Origin of the sequence: Neisseria sp. HMSC070F02 (assembly GCF_001814225.1) — a bacterium.
GTDB lineage: Bacteria > Pseudomonadota > Gammaproteobacteria > Burkholderiales > Neisseriaceae > Neisseria > Neisseria meningitidis.
The window spans coordinates 23660-39660 of sequence record NZ_KV815480.1; the positions used below are offsets into that span (position 1 = coordinate 23660).

The 16001-nt window shown below is 56.2% G+C and carries 15 protein-coding genes, 3 tRNA genes and 1 riboswitch; of the genes, 6 read left to right on the forward strand and 12 right to left on the reverse strand.

Annotated features, from left to right (window positions below):
* Nucleotides 1–365: 365 nt before the first annotated feature.
* The 5 genes from HMPREF2959_RS08810 to tldD all read right to left on the reverse strand — a co-directional run bounded on the left by HMPREF2959_RS08810 (nucleotide 366) and on the right by tldD (nucleotide 4886).
* Nucleotides 366–590, reverse strand: coding sequence for a SlyX family protein (locus HMPREF2959_RS08810; RefSeq protein WP_002226807.1), 225 nt, complete (start codon nucleotides 588–590; stop codon nucleotides 366–368).
* Nucleotides 591–1979 (reverse strand): Na+/H+ antiporter family protein, encoded by a 1389-nt coding sequence (locus tag HMPREF2959_RS08815; RefSeq protein WP_002234390.1) that lies wholly within the window; start codon nucleotides 1977–1979, stop codon nucleotides 591–593. It abuts the gene before it with no gap.
* An 85-nt stretch (nucleotides 1980–2064) separates the two neighbouring features.
* Nucleotides 2065–2886 (reverse strand): peptide chain release factor N(5)-glutamine methyltransferase, encoded by an 822-nt coding sequence (gene prmC, locus HMPREF2959_RS08820; protein ID WP_002243671.1) that lies wholly within the window; start codon nucleotides 2884–2886, stop codon nucleotides 2065–2067.
* A complete protein-coding gene (locus tag HMPREF2959_RS08825; RefSeq protein ID WP_002243672.1) occupies nucleotides 2876–3337 on the reverse strand; it encodes a hypothetical protein in 462 nt (153 codons plus the stop codon). The genes prmC and HMPREF2959_RS08825 overlap by 11 nt, the downstream gene beginning before the upstream one ends.
* Before the next feature lie 64 nt (nucleotides 3338–3401).
* A complete protein-coding gene (tldD, locus tag HMPREF2959_RS08830) occupies nucleotides 3402–4886 on the reverse strand; it encodes a metalloprotease TldD (protein WP_025461279.1) in 1485 nt (494 codons plus the stop codon).
* Between the two features lie 74 nt (nucleotides 4887–4960).
* Nucleotides 4961–5065, forward strand: a riboswitch (TPP riboswitch).
* Nucleotides 5066–5131: 66 nt separating this feature from the next.
* On the opposite strand from tldD, the gene cytX reads away from it, so the two are divergent.
* From cytX to HMPREF2959_RS08855, 5 genes are all read left to right on the forward strand, one after another.
* A complete protein-coding gene (gene cytX, locus HMPREF2959_RS08835) occupies nucleotides 5132–6355 on the forward strand; it encodes a putative hydroxymethylpyrimidine transporter CytX (protein ID WP_002215027.1) in 1224 nt (407 codons plus the stop codon).
* Entirely contained in the window at nucleotides 6352–7452 is a 1101-nt protein-coding gene (locus tag HMPREF2959_RS08840) for an FAD-dependent oxidoreductase (RefSeq protein WP_002215028.1), read from the forward strand. The genes cytX and HMPREF2959_RS08840 overlap by 4 nt, the downstream gene beginning before the upstream one ends.
* 20 nt (nucleotides 7453–7472) lie before the next feature.
* On the forward strand, nucleotides 7473–8090 hold the full coding sequence (gene thiE / locus HMPREF2959_RS08845; protein ID WP_002243674.1) for a thiamine phosphate synthase: 618 nt from the start codon (nucleotides 7473–7475) through the stop codon (nucleotides 8088–8090).
* 422 nt (nucleotides 8091–8512) lie between these two features.
* Nucleotides 8513–8707, forward strand: coding sequence for a sulfur carrier protein ThiS (thiS, locus tag HMPREF2959_RS08850; RefSeq protein ID WP_002215032.1), 195 nt, complete (start codon nucleotides 8513–8515; stop codon nucleotides 8705–8707).
* Nucleotides 8708–8921: 214 nt separating this feature from the next.
* The gene (locus HMPREF2959_RS08855) at nucleotides 8922–9710 is read left to right on the forward strand and encodes a thiazole synthase (protein WP_002243675.1); all 789 of its coding nucleotides are present in this window, start codon (nucleotides 8922–8924) and stop codon (nucleotides 9708–9710) included.
* 762 nt (nucleotides 9711–10472) lie between these two features.
* On the opposite strand, the gene HMPREF2959_RS08870 is transcribed toward HMPREF2959_RS08855, so the two are convergent.
* The 6 genes from HMPREF2959_RS08870 to HMPREF2959_RS08895 all read right to left on the reverse strand — a co-directional run bounded on the left by HMPREF2959_RS08870 (nucleotide 10473) and on the right by HMPREF2959_RS08895 (nucleotide 14108).
* Nucleotides 10473–11297, reverse strand: a complete 825-nt coding sequence (locus HMPREF2959_RS08870; protein WP_002218202.1) for an SPOR domain-containing protein — start codon at nucleotides 11295–11297, stop codon at nucleotides 10473–10475.
* Nucleotides 11298–11409: 112 nt separating this feature from the next.
* Complete coding sequence (locus HMPREF2959_RS08875) at nucleotides 11410–13188, reverse strand: bifunctional biotin--[acetyl-CoA-carboxylase] ligase/type III pantothenate kinase (RefSeq protein WP_002243676.1); 1779 nt, start codon at nucleotides 13186–13188, stop codon at nucleotides 11410–11412.
* Nucleotides 13185–13691, reverse strand: a complete 507-nt coding sequence (locus HMPREF2959_RS08880; protein ID WP_002224693.1) for an adenylyltransferase/cytidyltransferase family protein — start codon at nucleotides 13689–13691, stop codon at nucleotides 13185–13187. Before HMPREF2959_RS08880 ends, HMPREF2959_RS08875 begins: the two co-directional genes overlap by 4 nt.
* 135 nt (nucleotides 13692–13826) lie before the next feature.
* Nucleotides 13827–13902, reverse strand: a tRNA-His gene (locus HMPREF2959_RS08885).
* Between the two features lie 27 nt (nucleotides 13903–13929).
* Nucleotides 13930–14006 (reverse strand) — tRNA-Arg (locus tag HMPREF2959_RS08890).
* 24 nt (nucleotides 14007–14030) lie between these two features.
* Nucleotides 14031–14108 (reverse strand) — tRNA-Pro (locus HMPREF2959_RS08895).
* Between the two features lie 222 nt (nucleotides 14109–14330).
* On the opposite strand from HMPREF2959_RS08895, the gene folD reads away from it, so the two are divergent.
* Nucleotides 14331–15185 carry a bifunctional methylenetetrahydrofolate dehydrogenase/methenyltetrahydrofolate cyclohydrolase FolD gene (gene folD, locus HMPREF2959_RS08900; RefSeq protein WP_002243677.1) on the forward strand — a complete coding sequence of 285 codons (855 nt, stop codon included), beginning with the start codon at nucleotides 14331–14333 and terminating at the stop codon, nucleotides 15183–15185.
* 61 nt (nucleotides 15186–15246) lie between these two features.
* On the opposite strand, the gene HMPREF2959_RS08905 is transcribed toward folD, so the two are convergent.
* Nucleotides 15247–15828 carry an RDD family protein gene (locus HMPREF2959_RS08905; RefSeq protein WP_002215045.1) on the reverse strand — a complete coding sequence of 194 codons (582 nt, stop codon included), beginning with the start codon at nucleotides 15826–15828 and terminating at the stop codon, nucleotides 15247–15249.
* Between the last annotated feature and the right edge of the window lie 173 nt (nucleotides 15829–16001).

Below are 16001 nucleotides of genomic sequence, written 5' to 3' on the forward strand. Positions count from 1 at the left end.
GGTTTTAAAAATTTAAAAATTTACATTTCTTTGCAAAAAAAAAAAAAAAAAAAATAAACTTACCTTATAATTGCAATTGTTTTAGCAATGTCTGTTTCGCAGACTCATTGAGTAAGACGTTTTCCCCGTAATGTGTTTGGCCGTCTGTCCCCTTTGGGTTCGGACGGCTTTTTTTTTGGCTGTGTATGAATACCCGGTTGGTTTTATCTGTTTACAGGGGAAAACCGCTTATTTCCGTTCGGGCGGAAAACGGTTCCATCGGATAAAAGGCATTTTGTCCGACTGATTAAAGTTACATCTTAGGTTTGCATCGGCGGAATATTCAAACACAGCCTTTTTTAAGGAAATCCGGATACGGCGGCACATCAATAATGCGGCGGAATCTCGTCGCGCAGGGAATACGGCTCTTGCGTGTCGGGATTCCTGTCCTGCATTTTTTGATACAGCAGCCTCAACTGAGCCTGCTGCAAATCCAGCGTCTGCCGCAATTCCGCCACCATCGCGTTCAGGCCGGCGATTACGTCCTCCTGAAGCGCGGATTGGATTTCCAGCTCTGTGATGCGGTGTTCCAACTCTTGAACCGCGTCCATTTACAGCACCATCGCGGCAATCCAGCCGGCAATCAGCAGCGGGATATTGTAGTGGATGAAGGTCGGGATAACGGAATCGCGGATGTGGTCGTGCTGCCCGTCGGCGTTCAGCCCCATCGTCGGGCCCAGCGTGGAATCGGACGCAGGCGAACCGGCATCGCCCAACGCCCCCGCCGTGCCGACAATGGCGACGGTGGCAAGCGGCGAAAAACCCAAACCGACACACAAAGGCACATAAATCGCGGCAATAATCGGCAAAGTGGAAAAGGACGAACCGATGCCCATCGTTACCAAAAGCCCCACCACCAGCATCGCCAATGCCGCCATACCTTTGCTGTTGCCGAATATCGCCATACTGCTTTCCACCAGCGGCTGGATATGCCCGGTCGCATTCATCACGGCGGCAAAACCCTGCGCGGCAATCATAATGAAGCCGACCATCGCCATCATCTTGATACCTTCGCCGAATACGTCGTTTGCCTTGTCGCGGTTGATGACCCCCAACATCATAAATACGGCGAAACCGAGCATCGCGCCCAACACCAGCGAGTCTTCATACATCAACTGGATGGCAAAACATACGGCAATGGCGGCGGCGGCGGCCAGGCTGCGGTAGGCGGACGGCTGCGGACGGTTTGCCGCATCGGCGTTGCCCGCCGTATCGGCATTGTTGCTTTGGTACAGGCGCGGTTTGCGGTAATGGACAAACGCCAGCAGGAGTCCGGTCAGCATTCCCAACGCGGGAATCGCCATTGCCGCCATTACGTTGATGTTTTTCACATCAAGCTGCGGCGCGGCGGAATGGATGTTGCCCAACAGGATTTCGTTCAAAAAAATCGCGCCGAAGCCGTAAGGCAGGAACATATAAGTCGTAACCAGCCCGAAAGTAATGACGCACGCAATCAGACGGCGGTCGATTTTCAGGCGGTTGAACACCAAAAGCAGCGGCGGAACAATCATCGGGATAAAGGCGATGTGGATAGGTATGATGTTCTGACTCATAATGCCCATCACAAGGATGATGGAAAGCAGCAGCCATTTGACCGCGCCCTCGCCCGAACGCACGCTGTCGGGCATACCGCCCCGGTTCAGCTTGCGGACGACCGCGCCGGCAAGCTGCTGCGGCAGGCCGGAATGGGTAATCGCCATTGCAAACGCGCCGAGCATCGCATAAGAAAGCGCAATCTTCGCACCGCCTTCCAAACCTTTGTTGAACACGGGGATAATCCCCGCCTGACTGACCTGTCCCGCCGCATCGGCAATGTTTTGCAGCGGCATACCCGCCACCGCGCCGCCGACAAACGCGCCGACCGTCAGGCTCAATACCACGTGCACGCGCGACAGCGACAGCACCAGCATAACGATTACGGCAACTACGACTGCATTCATTGTTTATCGCTCCAAACCTATAAATGTTTACATATCGAAACACATCATAACCCAATAATGGAAAACCCGCCAATTTTGCAAACAATTATTTCAAATGCTTCATATACTTCCCCAGCGTAACCCTGTCCAAACCCGCCAAGTCCGGCAGGGTTTCCACTCCTGAAAAACCATTCTCCGCCAACACGCCGCGCACCGCCGCGCCCTGATCGAAACCGTGTTCCAACAACAAAAAACCGCCTTCCGCCAAACGGTCGGGCGCGCCTTGCGCCAAGGTGCGGATGCAGCTTAGGCCGTCTGAAAAGTCGGTCAGCGCGATTTGCGGCTCAAACCGCAAATCGCCTTGCAACAAATGTTTATCGCCGTTTTCGATATAGGGCGGGTTGGACACGATGATGTCCCATTTCCCTTCAGACGGCATATCGGTGTCGAACCACGAACCGTGTGCAAATTCGACCCGCGCGCCCAAATCCGCCGCATTTTTCCGCGCCGTTTCAAGGGCGGGCGGGCTGATGTCGGATGCGCGCACAAACGCATCGGGGCGTTCGAGTGCGACGGTTACGGCAACCGCGCCGCTGCCCGTCCCCAAATCCCACACGCGCCCGTTTTCGGGCAGGCGCGCCAATACGGCTTCGACCAAATGTTCGGTTTCGGGGCGCGGAATCAGCACGTTCGGGTTGACTGTAAAGCGTCTGCCATAAAATTCGCGCACACCTAAAATATAGGCAACCGGCTCGCCGTTCAGACGGCGTTGCGCCAGCCTGTCCGCCCGCTGTCGGACTTCGTCCGGCATTTCTTCCCCACCCCGCGTCAACAACTGCACGCGCGTATATTCCGAAACATATTGCAGCAGCATTCTTGCTTCATTTTTAGGCAGTTTTGACAAGCCCAACCATTTATCAAACGTCATTTTTCGTCCCGTCTGCCGCCGATGCGGCTTTTCTTTCCTTATTCTTTCCGGCAAACGTACCGATGGAGGCAACCGCAAATGCGGCATACCACAAATAAAATCCTGCACCGTAGCGCACAATATCCGATGTATTCCCTGCTTCATCGACGTATACGGCTTTCACACTGAAAGCCACCAACGCCAAGCCCCAAAATGCCGCATGGACAGGCACGACCTTCTTCCGCAACGCCAGCAAAACAATGGCCGCCAACCAAACATAATTCGCATAGACCGCACAATACCTGATATCCAAAGAAGCAAATATCGACCCCAAAATCAAAACGGTCAAACCCTCCATGCTTCCATGATTGCCCAAATAAAATGCAACATTGGATAAAGACGCTATCCACAGGGCAACCGACACCAGCAACATCACTATGGGAAAACTTGGTTTCCGATTCTGTTCCTGCATGGTTTTATCCTAATGTAAAAGGCCGTCTGAAAACCTTTCAGACGGCATCGTGCCGGATTCTGCGTCAGATTTCGCTACCGCCGACGGTCAGTCCGGCATCAATCCGCAAAGTCGGTTGCCCCACGCCGACGGGGACGCTCTGCCCTTCTTTGCCGCACACGCCGACACCGCTGTCCAACGCGGTATCGTTGCCTATCATCGAAACGTGTTTCAGCACTTCGGGCCCGTTGCCGATAATGGTCGCGCCTTTGACGGGGTATTGCAGCCTGCCGCCTTCCACCCACCATGCTTCGGACGCGCTGAACACAAATTTGCCGCCGGTGATGTCCACCTGTCCGCCGCCAAAGTTGACGGCGTAAATGCCTTTGTCGATGGACGCGATGATTTCTTCCGGCTCATAGCTGCCATTTTCCATAAAGGTATTGGTCATGCGCGGCATAGGGGCGGAAGCGTAACTTTCGCGGCGGCCGTTGCCGGTGGATTGCGTACCCGTCAGGCGGGCATTGGTTTCGTCCTGCATATAGCCGACTAAAATGCCGTCTTCAATCAATACGGTGCGGCGGGTTTCGTTGCCTTCGTCGTCGATGTTGAGCGAACCGCGCCGGCTGGCAATATCACCCTGATCCACAACGGTAACGCCTTTGGCGGCGACGCGCTCGCCTATTCTGCCGGAAAAGACGCTTGTCCCCTTGCGGTTGAAATCGCCTTCCAAACCGTGTCCGACCGCTTCGTGCAGCAACACGCCCGGCCAGCCGTTGCCCAAAACGACGGTCATTTCGCCAGCGGGCGCGGGGCGGGATTCGAGGTTGGTGAGTGCCTGTTTGACGGCGGCATCGACAAACTGCCGCACCAAGTTTTCATCGAAATAAGCCAAGTCGTAGCGTCCGCCGCCGCCCGCGCTGCCCTGTTCGCGGCGTTCGCCCTGTTTGGCGATAACGGTAACGTTCAGGCGCACCATCGGGCGGATGTCGGCGGCGTGTTTGCCGTCCAGACGGGCGAGGTAAACCATATCGTATTCGCAGGTCAAACCGGCCATCACTTGCACGATGCGCGGATCGGCGGCTTTGGCGATTGCTTCCACTTTGTTCAACAGCGCGACTTTGGCGGCGGAATCGAGGCCGGCAATGGGGTCGGACGCGGAACAAACCGGCTTGCCGCGCGTTTCAGACGGCATTTTGGCGGACACCTTGCCGCCTGCCGCCCCAATCGCGCGGACGGCGCGGGCGGAACGGTTTATCGAATCGATGCACAGGCTGTCGGCGTAGGCAAAGGCGGTTTTATCGCCCGAAACGGCGCGCACGCCCACGCCCTGATTGATTTGGAAGCTGCCCGATTTGACGATGCCCTCTTCCAAATGCCAGCTTTCATAAGCGGTGCGCTGGCAGTAGATGTCGGCGTAATCGACGTGGTGCGCGCCGATGATGCACAGGCTTTTGGCGAGCAGTTCGGGGGAAAGGCGGTTGGCTTCGAGCAGCCGCGCCTGTACGGCGGAATAGGTCGGATGCATAGTGTCGGCGCATAAAAAATCAGGGGCTTGATTATACGGCATTTGTTATGGAAATGCGCCGTGCCGCCGAAAATGTAAGAATTTTGCCAACATCCCCTGCTTTTGTGTACACTTAAAGCTCCTTGTCGGAGTGCTGCCCGCCGGGCGGCTGAGATTGCGAAAGCAAAATCCGTAGAACCTGTCGGGGTAATGCCTGCGTAGGAAACAAACCGTCAAATGCCTTATCAGGCTTCCGTTCCCTTTTCCGCACTTCCCCGCCCACCTTCCTTCTTTTTAAAGGACGTCATATGTCGGGCAATGCCTCCTCTCCTTCATCTTCCGCCGCCATCGGGCTGATTTGGTTCGGCGCGGCGGTATCGATTGCCGAAATCAGCACGGGTACGCTGCTTGCGCCTTTGGGCTGGCAACGCGGTCTGGCGGCTCTACTTTTGGGTCATGCCGTCGGCGGCGCGCTGTTTTTTGCGGCGGCGTATATCGGCGCACTGACCGGACGCAGCTCGATGGAAAGCGTGCGCCTGTCGTTCGGCAAACGCGGTTCAGTGCTGTTTTCCGTGGCGAATATGCTGCAACTGGCCGGCTGGACGGCGGTGATGATTTACGCCGGCGCAACGGTCAGCTCCGCTTTGGGCAAAGTGTTGTGGGACGGCGAATCTTTTGTCTGGTGGGCATTGGCAAACGGCGCGCTGATTGTGCTGTGGCTGGTTTTCGGCGCACGCAAAACAGGCGGGCTGAAAACCGTTTCGATGCTGCTGATGCTGTTGGCGGTTCTGTGGCTGAGTGCCGAAGTCTTTTCCACGGCAGGCAGCACCGCCGCACAGGTTTCAGACGGCATGAGTTTCGGAACGGCAGTCGAGCTGTCCGCCGTGATGCCGCTTTCCTGGCTGCCGCTTGCCGCCGACTACACGCGCCACGCGCGCCGCCCGTTTGCGGCAACCCTGACGGCAACGCTCGCCTACACGCTGACCGGCTGCTGGATGTATGCCTTGGGTTTGGCAGCGGCGTTGTTCACCGGAGAAACCGACGTGGCAAAAATCCTGCTGGGCGCAGGTTTGGGTGCGGCAGGCATTTTGGCGGTCGTCCTCTCCACCGTTACCACAACGTTTCTCGATGCCTATTCCGCCGGCGCGAGTGCGAACAACATTTCCGCGCGTTTTGCGGAAACACCCGTCGCTGTCGGCGTTACCCTGATCGGCACGGTACTTGCCGTCATGCTGCCCGTTACCGAATATGAAAACTTCCTGCTGCTTATCGGCTCGGTATTTGCGCCGATGGCGGCGGTTTTGATTGCCGACTTTTTCGTCTTGAAACGGCGTGAGGAGATTGAAGGCTTTGACTTTGCCGGACTGGTTCTGTGGCTTGCGGGCTTCATCCTCTACCGCTTCCTGCTCTCGTCCGGCTGGGAAAGCAGCATCGGTCTGACCGCCCCCGTAATGTCTGCCGTTGCCATTGCCACCGTATCGGTACGCCTTTTCTTTAAAAAAACCCAATCTTTACAAAGGAACCCGTCATGACCCGTATCGCCATCCTCGGCGGCGGCCTCTCGGGAAGGCTGACCGCGTTGCAGCTTGCAGAACAAGGTTATCAGATTGCACTTTTCGATAAAGGCTGCCGCCGGGGCGAACACGCCGCCGCCTATGTTGCCGCCGCCATGCTCGCGCCTGCGGCGGAAGCGGTCGAAGCCACGCCCGAAGTGGTCAGGCTGGGCAGGCAGAGCATCCCGCTTTGGCGCGGCATCCGATGCCGTCTGAACACGCACACGATGATGCAGGAAAACGGCAGCCTGATTGTGTGGCACGGGCAGGACAAGCCATTATCCAGCGAGTTCGTCCGCCATCTCAAACGCGGCGGCGTAGCGGATGACGAAATCGTCCGTTGGCGCGCCGACGACATCGCCGAACGCGAACCGCAACTCGGCGGACGTTTTTCAGACGGCATCTACCTGCCGACCGAAGGCCAGCTCGACGGGCGGCAAATATTGTCTGCACTTGCCGACGCTTTGGACGAACTGAACGTCCCTTGCCATTGGGAACACGAATGTGCCCCCGAAGACCTGCAAGCCCAATACGACTGGCTGATCGACTGCCGCGGCTACGGCGCAAAAACCGCGTGGAATGCTTCTGCCGAACACGGCAGCACCCTGCGCGGCATACGCGGCGAAGTGGCGCGGGTTTACACACCCGAAATCACGCTCAACCGCCCCGTGCGCCTGCTGCACCCGCGTTATCCGCTCTACATCGCCCCGAAAGAAAACCACGTCTTCGTCATCGGCGCGACCCAAATCGAAAGCGAAAGCCAAGCCCCCGCCAGCGTGCGTTCAGGGTTGGAACTCTTGTCCGCACTCTATGCCGTCCACCCCGCCTTCGGCGAAGCCGACATCCTCGAAATCGCCACCGGCCTGCGCCCCACGCTCAACCACCACAACCCCGAAATCCGCTACAGCCGCAAACGCCGCCTCATCGAAATCAACGGCCTTTTCCGCCACGGTTTCATGATCTCCCCCGCCGTAACCGCCGCCGCCGTCAGATTGGCAGTGGCACTGTTTGACGGAAAAGATGCACCCGAACGCGATGAAGAAAGCGGTTTGGCGTATATCCGAAGACAAGATTAAAGCCGTCTGAAAGGAACCCCATGACCTTCCTGCCACTCAAATCCCCGCTCAAATTCTACGCCGTCGTCCCCACCGCCGATTGGGTCGAGCGCATGGTCGAAGCAGGTGCCGACACGGTGCAACTGCGCTGCAAGGCCCTGCACGGCGATGAATTGAAACGCGAAATCGCCCGCTGCGCCGCAGCCTGCCGTGGCAGCCGTACGCAGCTTTTCATCAACGACCACTGGCGCGAAGCGATAGAAGCAGGCGCGTACGGCGTGCATCTCGGACAAGAAGACATGGACACCGCCGACCTCGCCGCCATTGCCGCTGCCGGTTTGCGTTTGGGTTTGAGTACGCACTCCGTCGCCGAACTCGACCGCGCCCTGTCCGTGCACCCCAGCTACGTCGCCAGCGGCGCGATTTTCCCGACCACGACCAAACAAATGCCCACCGCCCCTCAAGGCTTGGAAAAACTGCGTGAATATGTGAAACAGGCAGGCAGCACGCCCGTCGTCGCCATTGGCGGCATCGATTTGAACAACGCCCGAGCCGTACTCGCCACCGGCGTTTCCTCACTCGCCGCCGTCCGCGCCGTAACCGAAGCGGCAAATCCCGAAGCGGTGGTTAAAGCGTTTCAGGCTTTGTGGGATGGATAAAACCGAAAGAAGAAAATTCAATTGCCGTGTAGGCAAAACTTAGCCCGTTATCGCAAACATACTTAACTTTAAATGTAGCATATCATCAAATTCCGTCATTCCCGCGCAAGCGGGAATCCGCCTTAAAACTTGAGAAACCATCATTTGAAAAACAGTTTCCGAATTTCAAAAATGGATTCCCGCCTGCGCGGGAATGACGGCAACCGGCCGGTTGCGTATCAAAAAATAAAGTAATTCGACTAGATATAGTGGATTAACAAAAATCAGGACAAGGCGAACGAAGCCGCAGACAGTACAGATAGTACGGAACCGATTCACTTGGTGCTTAGCACCTTTAGAGAATCGTTCTCTTCGAGCTAGGGCGAGGCAACGCCGTACTGGTTTTTGTTAATCCACTATAAATACAGAAACATCGAGAAACCATGAACATCATCTTAAACGGCGAACCCGCCGAACTTCACGGCACAAGCGTTGCCGACCTCATCGCCCAAACCGCGCCGCAAAAGCCCTTTGCCGTGGCGGTCAACACCGTTTTCGTCCCCAAAGGCGCGTATGCGGAAACGGTTTTAAACGAAAACGACAAAATCGATATCGTGCGGCCGGTGGTCGGCGGCTAGGCGGTTTTGCCTTTTCAGACGACCCCTGTCCCCAAAACAACGTTATGGTGGATTAACTTTAAATCAGGACAAGGCGACGAAGCCGCAGACAGTACGGATAGTACGGAACCGATTCACTTGGTGCTTAGCACCTTTAGAGAATCGTTTTCTTTGAGCTAGGGCGAGGCAACGCCGTACTGGTTTTTGTTAATCCACTATAACAAAGGAACCCATTATGCTCACCCTATACGGAGAAACTTTCCCCTCGCGGCTGCTGCTCGGCACGGCTGCCTACCCGACCCCTGAAATCCTCAAACAATCCGTCCGTATCGCCCAACCCGCGATGATTACCGTCTCGCTGCGCCGCACGGGAAGCGGCGGCGAGGCGCACGGTCAGGGGTTTTGGTCGCTGCTTCAAGAAACCGGCGTTCCCGTCCTGCCGAACACGGCAGGCTGCCAAAGCGTGCAGGAAGCGGTAACGACGGCGCAAATGGCGCGCGAAGTGTTTGAAACCGATTGGATTAAACTCGAACTCATCGGCGACGACGACACCTTGCAGCCGGATGTGTTCCAACTTGTCGAAGCGGCGGAAATCCTGATTAAAGACGGCTTCAAAGTGCTGCCTTATTGCACCGAAGACCTGATTGCCTGCCGCCGCCTGCTCGACGCGGGCTGTCAGGCGTTAATGCCGTGGGCGGCTCCGATCGGCACGGGTTTGGGCGCGGTTCACGCCTACGCGTTGAACGTCCTGCGCGAACGCCTGCCCGACACGCCGCTGATTATCGACGCGGGCTTGGGTTTGCCCTCACAGGCGGCACAAGTGATGGAATGGGGTTTTGACGGCGTGCTTTTGAATACTGCCGTTTCCCGCAGCGGCGATCCGGTCAATATGGCACGCGCCTTCGCACTCGCCGTCGAATCCGGACGGCTGGCATTTGAAGCCGAACCGGTCGAAGCACGCGACAAAGCGCAAGCCAGCACGCCGACAGTCGGACAGCCGTTTTGGCATTCGGCGGAATATTGAAAAAGGCGGCAAAAATGCCGTCTGAACGGTTCAGACGGCATCGCGGCTCAAAACGGCGGCGGTCCGAAACGGACAAACCGCCATTCCCCGGCATCACGGCTTTGTCGGAAAAAATGGAAAAACCGGCCGGAAAACCTTGCCGCCCGTCCCGATGCCGCAACCAACGAAACACTCGGCCTCCACGGTGTGCAGGCTGCCGCGCAAGCCCTAAATACGGCAATAGAAGAAGCGTTTTGTTGTTGTTTGAATACACTTAAAAATACCTAAAGCCGTCCGTAAGCCTTCATCCGCAACGGTTTTACCGCTTTCGCATCCCCGAATCCACGCTCAAACACCCCCGAATGACAACCCTGTCCGCGCCCAATCGGACGGATGTTCAAACACGGGCAACCTTATTTCCGTCAGGCACGAAGCCCTCAGCTATGACTGCCGACCCCGATTTGTCCGACACAATGAAAGTTTGCCGACCCGAATCACAAACATCGGCGGACAGGTTAATTTGTTTATTTTTCATCGTATTACAAAAAATCTGCATTTATTTTTAAATTTTTATTGATAATTATTATTATTAGCGTATAATCAAAACCACTCGGAAGCCGTCCGTTCCGAACCATTAAACACCATATTTCCCCATCATCACTTTCACACTTGGAGTCGGCATATACGAGACATACATTCCCTTTTTATATATCAGATACTCAAAACCGAAACGCCAAACCCACCTTCGCGGTGGGTTTGGCGTTTATCGTCCGGCTTTCGCGCCTATTTGCAAGACTTGAGGTTCAGTTTGCCGTATAGGGACGTGATTTTACGAATTTCGTCCGCATCGGCGGCATTCACGCCGGTAAACAAAACCGTCATACGCGACACGCTCAAAGAATCGTCCTGCCTGTCGGCTTCGGCAAAGTGTTCGACAATATGCGCCCCGCCGAATCCGGCGCCGGCAAGCCGGTTTTGCAGGGCTTGGGCGTTTTCCCGGCTGTTGCCGACACCCAAACTCAATGCGCCGTCAAACGGTATGGGGTTGAAACCTTTGGCAGACAGCTCCGCCGCCTGATTTTCGGCATCGGCGGAAACGGGCAGGACGACGCGGTAGGTTTTGTCGGCAGGTTTGGCTTTGGCGGTGCGTTTTTCGACGCTCCTGCTGGCAACGTGCGACCATTTGCCCAAAAGTCCTTTGATGCGGTGGTAGTCATCTTCGTCCATCGTGAGGCTTGCCTGCGCGGCGCATAAGGCATCCGCCGCGCCGTTTTCGCGTTCCGCCTGCGCCTTTTCGGCGGCGAGTTTTTCGCGGCGGGCTTTTTCTTCACGCTGTTTTTTCTCCCTCAGTTTTTTCTGTTCCGCTTCCTTTTTCAAGCGCAACTGCTCGGCCTGCTCTTCGGTCAGGATGTCGCCCGGTTTGAGCAGTGCCGCCGTATCCTCCACGGATGCCGCCGCATTGTCGGCGGCGGGCGTTGCGGGGGGCGTGTTTTCGACGGCCCGGTTTTCCGGCACGCCGCCCGTCGCTTTAACGGCTAATTTATAGCCCACCGTGCCGCCGAATACGGCAATATTGAGTACCGCCAAAAGGGTGAAGAGCCATTTCATTAGAATTTCCTCAATGTTTGAAACCCCGCCCGCCTGGGCGGCAGTCTGTCGGGCGGCAGAATCCGGACGGATTCGGACGGATGCCGCCCCGTGTTGAAAAAGGGTGTATTTTTTAAGTATGTTCCGATTCCCCGCCTTCGGCGGCAATCAGGTTCAGCAGCCCGTGAATGACGAGGTTGTCCGCCACGCGCACGGTATTTTCCGCCAAAAATGCAGGCGGCAGGGCTTCGGCAACTTTTGCCGCGCCGCCGCCGGTAATGATGACATCGACAGGCTTGCCCGCCCCGGTTTTTTCTTTCAAACGCCCGTGCATCATCATAACCGAGCCGCAAACCGCATCCATCATGCCGCTGGCGACGGCATTGCCCGTTGTGGTCGGGAAAGGATAACGCTTACCGGCGTGCCGGTTGAGGTTGGCGGTTCGGACGGCGAGCGATTCTTTCATCAGGTGGAAACCGGGCATGATGGTTCCCCCGAGATAATGTCCGTCATCGGTGAGCGCGTCAACCGTTACCGCCGTGCCGCAACTGACGACGACGCAGGCGTTGCGGCTGAAGCGGCGGCTGCCCAAGGCGTTGAACCAGCGGTCGGAACCGTGTTCTTCGGGGTGGCGGTAGTGGTTGCGTATGCCCAAAGCCTGTGCGGAAGACGGCAGCCACTCGATTTTTCGGGCGAGCTGTTCCTGCACTTGTGCCTTTTTGAATTCTCCGCACACGGCGCAACCGACGATGCGGACATTTCCATCCGCCTTTTCCGCCCACTCCGCGCCCAAAGGCGACAAATCGCGGTACGGCGCGCTACCGACGGTTGCGAACGTGCCGTTTTCCACCCACGCCCACTTGAGCCGGCTGTTGCCGCCGTCCAACAGCAGAAAACGTTCCGAATCCCGCCGCTTCGGCACGGAAACCGGCCTGTTGTCGGGCCGCAGGCTGATTTCGCCGCTGACGACCGTCTGTTTGCCCTCTGCCGTTTCCAAGTGCAAAACGCCTTGTCCGTCCACGCCTTTAACCGTGCCTTCGAACACGGTTTCGCCGTCGCGCAACAGCAATACCGCCTTGCCGTGGTCGCGGTTGGCAGCCTGATATTCCGCCACAAAAGGCGCAAATCCGTCCCGCGCATATTGCAACAACACCGCGTCCAGTTCCACCAACAGCGTTTCCAGCAGCACGGCGGCATCGGCATTGCCCCGCCGCGATGCCGTCTGAAACAGCGATTGCACGGAAACGGCATTTTCTACTTCCTTGGGCAGGACAAAATTGATGCCGATACCGACCACGGCAACCGTTTTGCCGCCCGTCCTGACCGTTTCAATCAGAATGCCGCCCAATTTGTCGCGTCCGACAACCAAATCATTGGGCCACTTAATCTGCACATCCAAACCTAAACGCGACAAGGCGCGCCGACACGCCACTGCCGCAACAGGCGACAGCGAACCCAACTCATACTGCGGCCGGTCAAACACCCAGCCAAAACTGAACATCAGACACTCGCCCAAACGGTGCGACCACTTCCGCCCCTGCCGCCCCCTGCCCTTACTTTGCAGGTGGGTCACACATATGGTTTTGTGCGCCTTGTCCGGCGCAATCCGCGCCAATTCCAGTATCTCGTCGTTGCTGGACGCGCACTCGTGCTTCAATGCCGTCTGAAAACCCGACCTTTCCCCCAGCTCGCGCAAACCTTCGGCATCGAAAACCGCCAATGGGCGCACCAGCCGCCAATAGCCGTCGTGTTGGCGCAACAGCCCGCGTATGTGCGCCGGCATCTGCTGCCAAAAACCGTTGAGCTGCTGCGGCTTCATATCCGCCATACGCGCCAGTTGCGAGACGTGTTGCGGCAAACCGTCGGCAAGCTCCGCCAACACCCGCCAGTGCGAAAGCTTCAAAACCGTCATTTTCCGCCCTCTGCCGCACGGATTTTTGCCAAAGTCTTCGTTGTCGAAGTCTGGTGCAGAAACGGAATTGAAAACACCTGACCGCCGCGCGCCAACGTTTCTGCCGCACCGACAATCTTATCCGCAGCCCAATCGCCGCCCTTGACCAAAATCTCAGGTTTGACCGCCTCAATCAACGCCGCCGGCGTATCCCCGTCAAACCACGTTACCAAATCCACACTTTCCAAAGCGGCGGCAACGGCGGCACGGTTCTCCAAAGGATTAATCGGGCGGTCGCCGTCCTTGCCCAAACGCCGCACCGAAGCATCGGTATTCAACGCCAGCACCAACGCCGCCCCTGCCGAACGCGCCTGCGCCAGATAAGTAACGTGCCCCCTGTGGAGGATGTCGAAACAGCCGTTGGTAAACACCAGCGGGCGCGGCAACCGAGCCAACCGTTCGGACAATGCCTCGGGCGGACAGATTTTCGATTCAAAATCAGGGACAGACCAAGCGTCAACCATCAAAGCCTCCGACAAAAACCATAAAAGACAGAAAAACCCACATGATACAGAAGCATATGCGAAAGGCAAAGCCGGCGGCGCGGACAGTACGCGCAAACGGGAAAAGACCCGTACCGAAAAGTACGGGCCTTTATCTGGGGTGGCTGATGGGGCTCGAACCCACGACAACCGGAATCACAATCCGGGGCTCTACCAACTGAGCTACAGCCACCATAAAAACGGTTTTCAATCAAATTCTTGGCACGCCCGACAGGAATCGAACCTGTAACCCCCGACTTAGAAGGTCGGTGCTCTATCCGGTTGAGCTACGGGCGCTCATGCCGATTCGTGCTGATTGATTGGTCGGGGCGGTGGGATTCGAACTCACGACCCTCTGCTCCCAAAGCAGATGCGCTAACCGGGCTGCGCTACGCCCCGACTTGAAGAAGCGAACTATACAACTCAGGGAAAGATGCGTCAACATTTATTTTCAAGACACCAAGATGAAAAATATAGTTTTTTGATTTGAAAAAATATTTAATCCGTCCAAACAGCCGTATTTTATTTCAGGGCAAATTTATTTTCGGCATCCTGCTGTAAAAACAAACGGAAAATGCGATAATTTTCAGCATTTTCTACCTGTTTAACAAAAGGACGGATATGTCGGCACAACTGATCAATGGTAAAGAAGTTTCGCAAAAACGCCTGCAGGCGGTTGCCGAAGCGGTGGCGCAACGCCAACAGAACAATCTGCACACGCCTTGCCTGGCCGTGGTTTTGGTCGGAGGCGACCCTGCCAGCGCGGTTTATGTCCGCAACAAGAAAACCTCCTGCCAAAAATGCGGCATCAAATCACTGTCTTACGAGCTGCCCGAATCAACATCGCAGGAAGAACTGCTGGCACTGGTCGACCGCCTGAATGCCGATTCCGAAGTGGACGGTATTCTGGTTCAGCTACCGCTGCCGAAGCACCTCGACAGCCAGGCGGTTTTGGAACGTATTTCGCCGGATAAGGACGTGGACGGCTTCCATCCTTACAATGTCGGCAGGCTGGCGGTCAAAATGCCGCTGATGCGCCCGTGTACGCCCAAGGGCGTGATGACGCTTTTGGAAGCTTACGGCATTGATCCGAAGGGGAAAAAAGCGGTCGTGGTCGGCGCGTCGAATATCGTCGGCCGCCCGCAGGCTTTGGAACTGCTGCTGGCGCGCGCAACGGTAACGGTCTGCCACAGCGCAACCGAAAATCTGACAGACGAGGTTGCCGGAGCCGATATTTTGGTGGTCGGCGTAGGCATTCCGAACTTTGTCAAAGGCGAATGGATCAAACCTGGCGCGGTCGTTATTGATGTGGGCATCAACCGTTTGGACGATGGCAGCCTGTGCGGCGACGTGGAATTTGAAACGGCAAAAGAACGGGCGGCGATGATTACGCCCGTTCCCGGCGGCGTGGGTCCGATGACGATTGCCACATTGATGGAAAACACCCTGCACGCGGCTTCACTGCACGATGCTTGAGCGGTTCTGAAGATAAAAATGCCGTCTGAAAGGCTTTCAGACGGCATTTTGCCGTGTCCGTTTATTTGGGCAGCTTGACGACAACCGTATCCGCCAGTATGTCGTAAAGCGTGCGGCGGTCGCGTTTGACCATAAAGAGCAGGACAAAGTTGGCAAGGAATGCCAGCAGGTTGATGGCGTTTTCTCCGTTGTCACCTACTGCAAGACCGATAACGGCGGCAATAATGGCAACCAAAACCGACCATGCGATTTCGCGTACCAAAACCGTGCCGACAAAACCCGGATTGCGGCCGTCGGTTTTCAACACCCTGATTCTCATGATCTTCTTACCCAATGACTGCCCGTCCCGACTCATATAGTAGATTTGAACGACGGTATAAACCAAAATGCCCGCCAGTCCTACCCAAAAGGAAGTCATGCCCAAAAGCAGCCCGAATATTTCCTCACTGCCGCCAATCCTGCCTTCATTCTTGATGGCGAAAGCAATCAGTCCGGCAAACGGCACCAACAAAACCAAAAAGGTAAACAATTGGTTCAGCAGCGCGGCAAGTATCCGGTCGCCTGCGCCGGCAATTCCGACTTCAATTTCCTGCCCGTTGCGGTTGTCGGATGCCGCGTCGGTGTAGTCGTTTTTTTCTTCCATATCCGTTCCTGATAATTGTTCTTAACTGACCCCGATTCTACCGCCACGACACCGAAAACGCCAATACTTAAAGAAATCCCGATAAAGAACTTTACATTTTCCCAATACGGCGTTAAAACGCTTCCTTTACGCCATACATAATTTTATAGTGGATTAACAAAAATCAGGACAAG

Bases quoted from the DNA above. Each gene is read 5' to 3' on its own strand.
- HMPREF2959_RS08870 (WP_002218202.1), bottom strand. From the start codon at position 11,297: ATGAAATGGCTCTTCACCCTTTTGGCGGTACTCAATATTGCCGTATTC.
- prmC (WP_002243671.1), bottom strand. From the start codon at position 2,886: ATGACGTTTGATAAATGGTTGGGCTTGTCAAAACTGCCTAAAAATGAA.
- thiE (WP_002243674.1), top strand. From the start codon at position 7,473: ATGACCTTCCTGCCACTCAAATCCCCGCTCAAATTCTACGCCGTCGTC.
- cytX (WP_002215027.1), top strand. From the start codon at position 5,132: ATGTCGGGCAATGCCTCCTCTCCTTCATCTTCCGCCGCCATCGGGCTG.
- HMPREF2959_RS08810 (WP_002226807.1), bottom strand. From the start codon at position 590: ATGGACGCGGTTCAAGAGTTGGAACACCGCATCACAGAGCTGGAAATC.
- HMPREF2959_RS08875 (WP_002243676.1), bottom strand. From the start codon at position 13,188: ATGACGGTTTTGAAGCTTTCGCACTGGCGGGTGTTGGCGGAGCTTGCC.
- HMPREF2959_RS08905 (WP_002215045.1), bottom strand. From the start codon at position 15,828: ATGGAAGAAAAAAACGACTACACCGACGCGGCATCCGACAACCGCAAC.
- HMPREF2959_RS08840 (WP_002215028.1), top strand. From the start codon at position 6,352: ATGACCCGTATCGCCATCCTCGGCGGCGGCCTCTCGGGAAGGCTGACC.
- HMPREF2959_RS08880 (WP_002224693.1), bottom strand. From the start codon at position 13,691: ATGGTTGACGCTTGGTCTGTCCCTGATTTTGAATCGAAAATCTGTCCG.
- folD (WP_002243677.1), top strand. From the start codon at position 14,331: ATGTCGGCACAACTGATCAATGGTAAAGAAGTTTCGCAAAAACGCCTG.
- HMPREF2959_RS08855 (WP_002243675.1), top strand. From the start codon at position 8,922: ATGCTCACCCTATACGGAGAAACTTTCCCCTCGCGGCTGCTGCTCGGC.
- HMPREF2959_RS08825 (WP_002243672.1), bottom strand. From the start codon at position 3,337: ATGCAGGAACAGAATCGGAAACCAAGTTTTCCCATAGTGATGTTGCTG.
- HMPREF2959_RS08815 (WP_002234390.1), bottom strand. From the start codon at position 1,979: ATGAATGCAGTCGTAGTTGCCGTAATCGTTATGCTGGTGCTGTCGCTG.
- tldD (WP_025461279.1), bottom strand. From the start codon at position 4,886: ATGCCGTATAATCAAGCCCCTGATTTTTTATGCGCCGACACTATGCAT.
- thiS (WP_002215032.1), top strand. From the start codon at position 8,513: ATGAACATCATCTTAAACGGCGAACCCGCCGAACTTCACGGCACAAGC.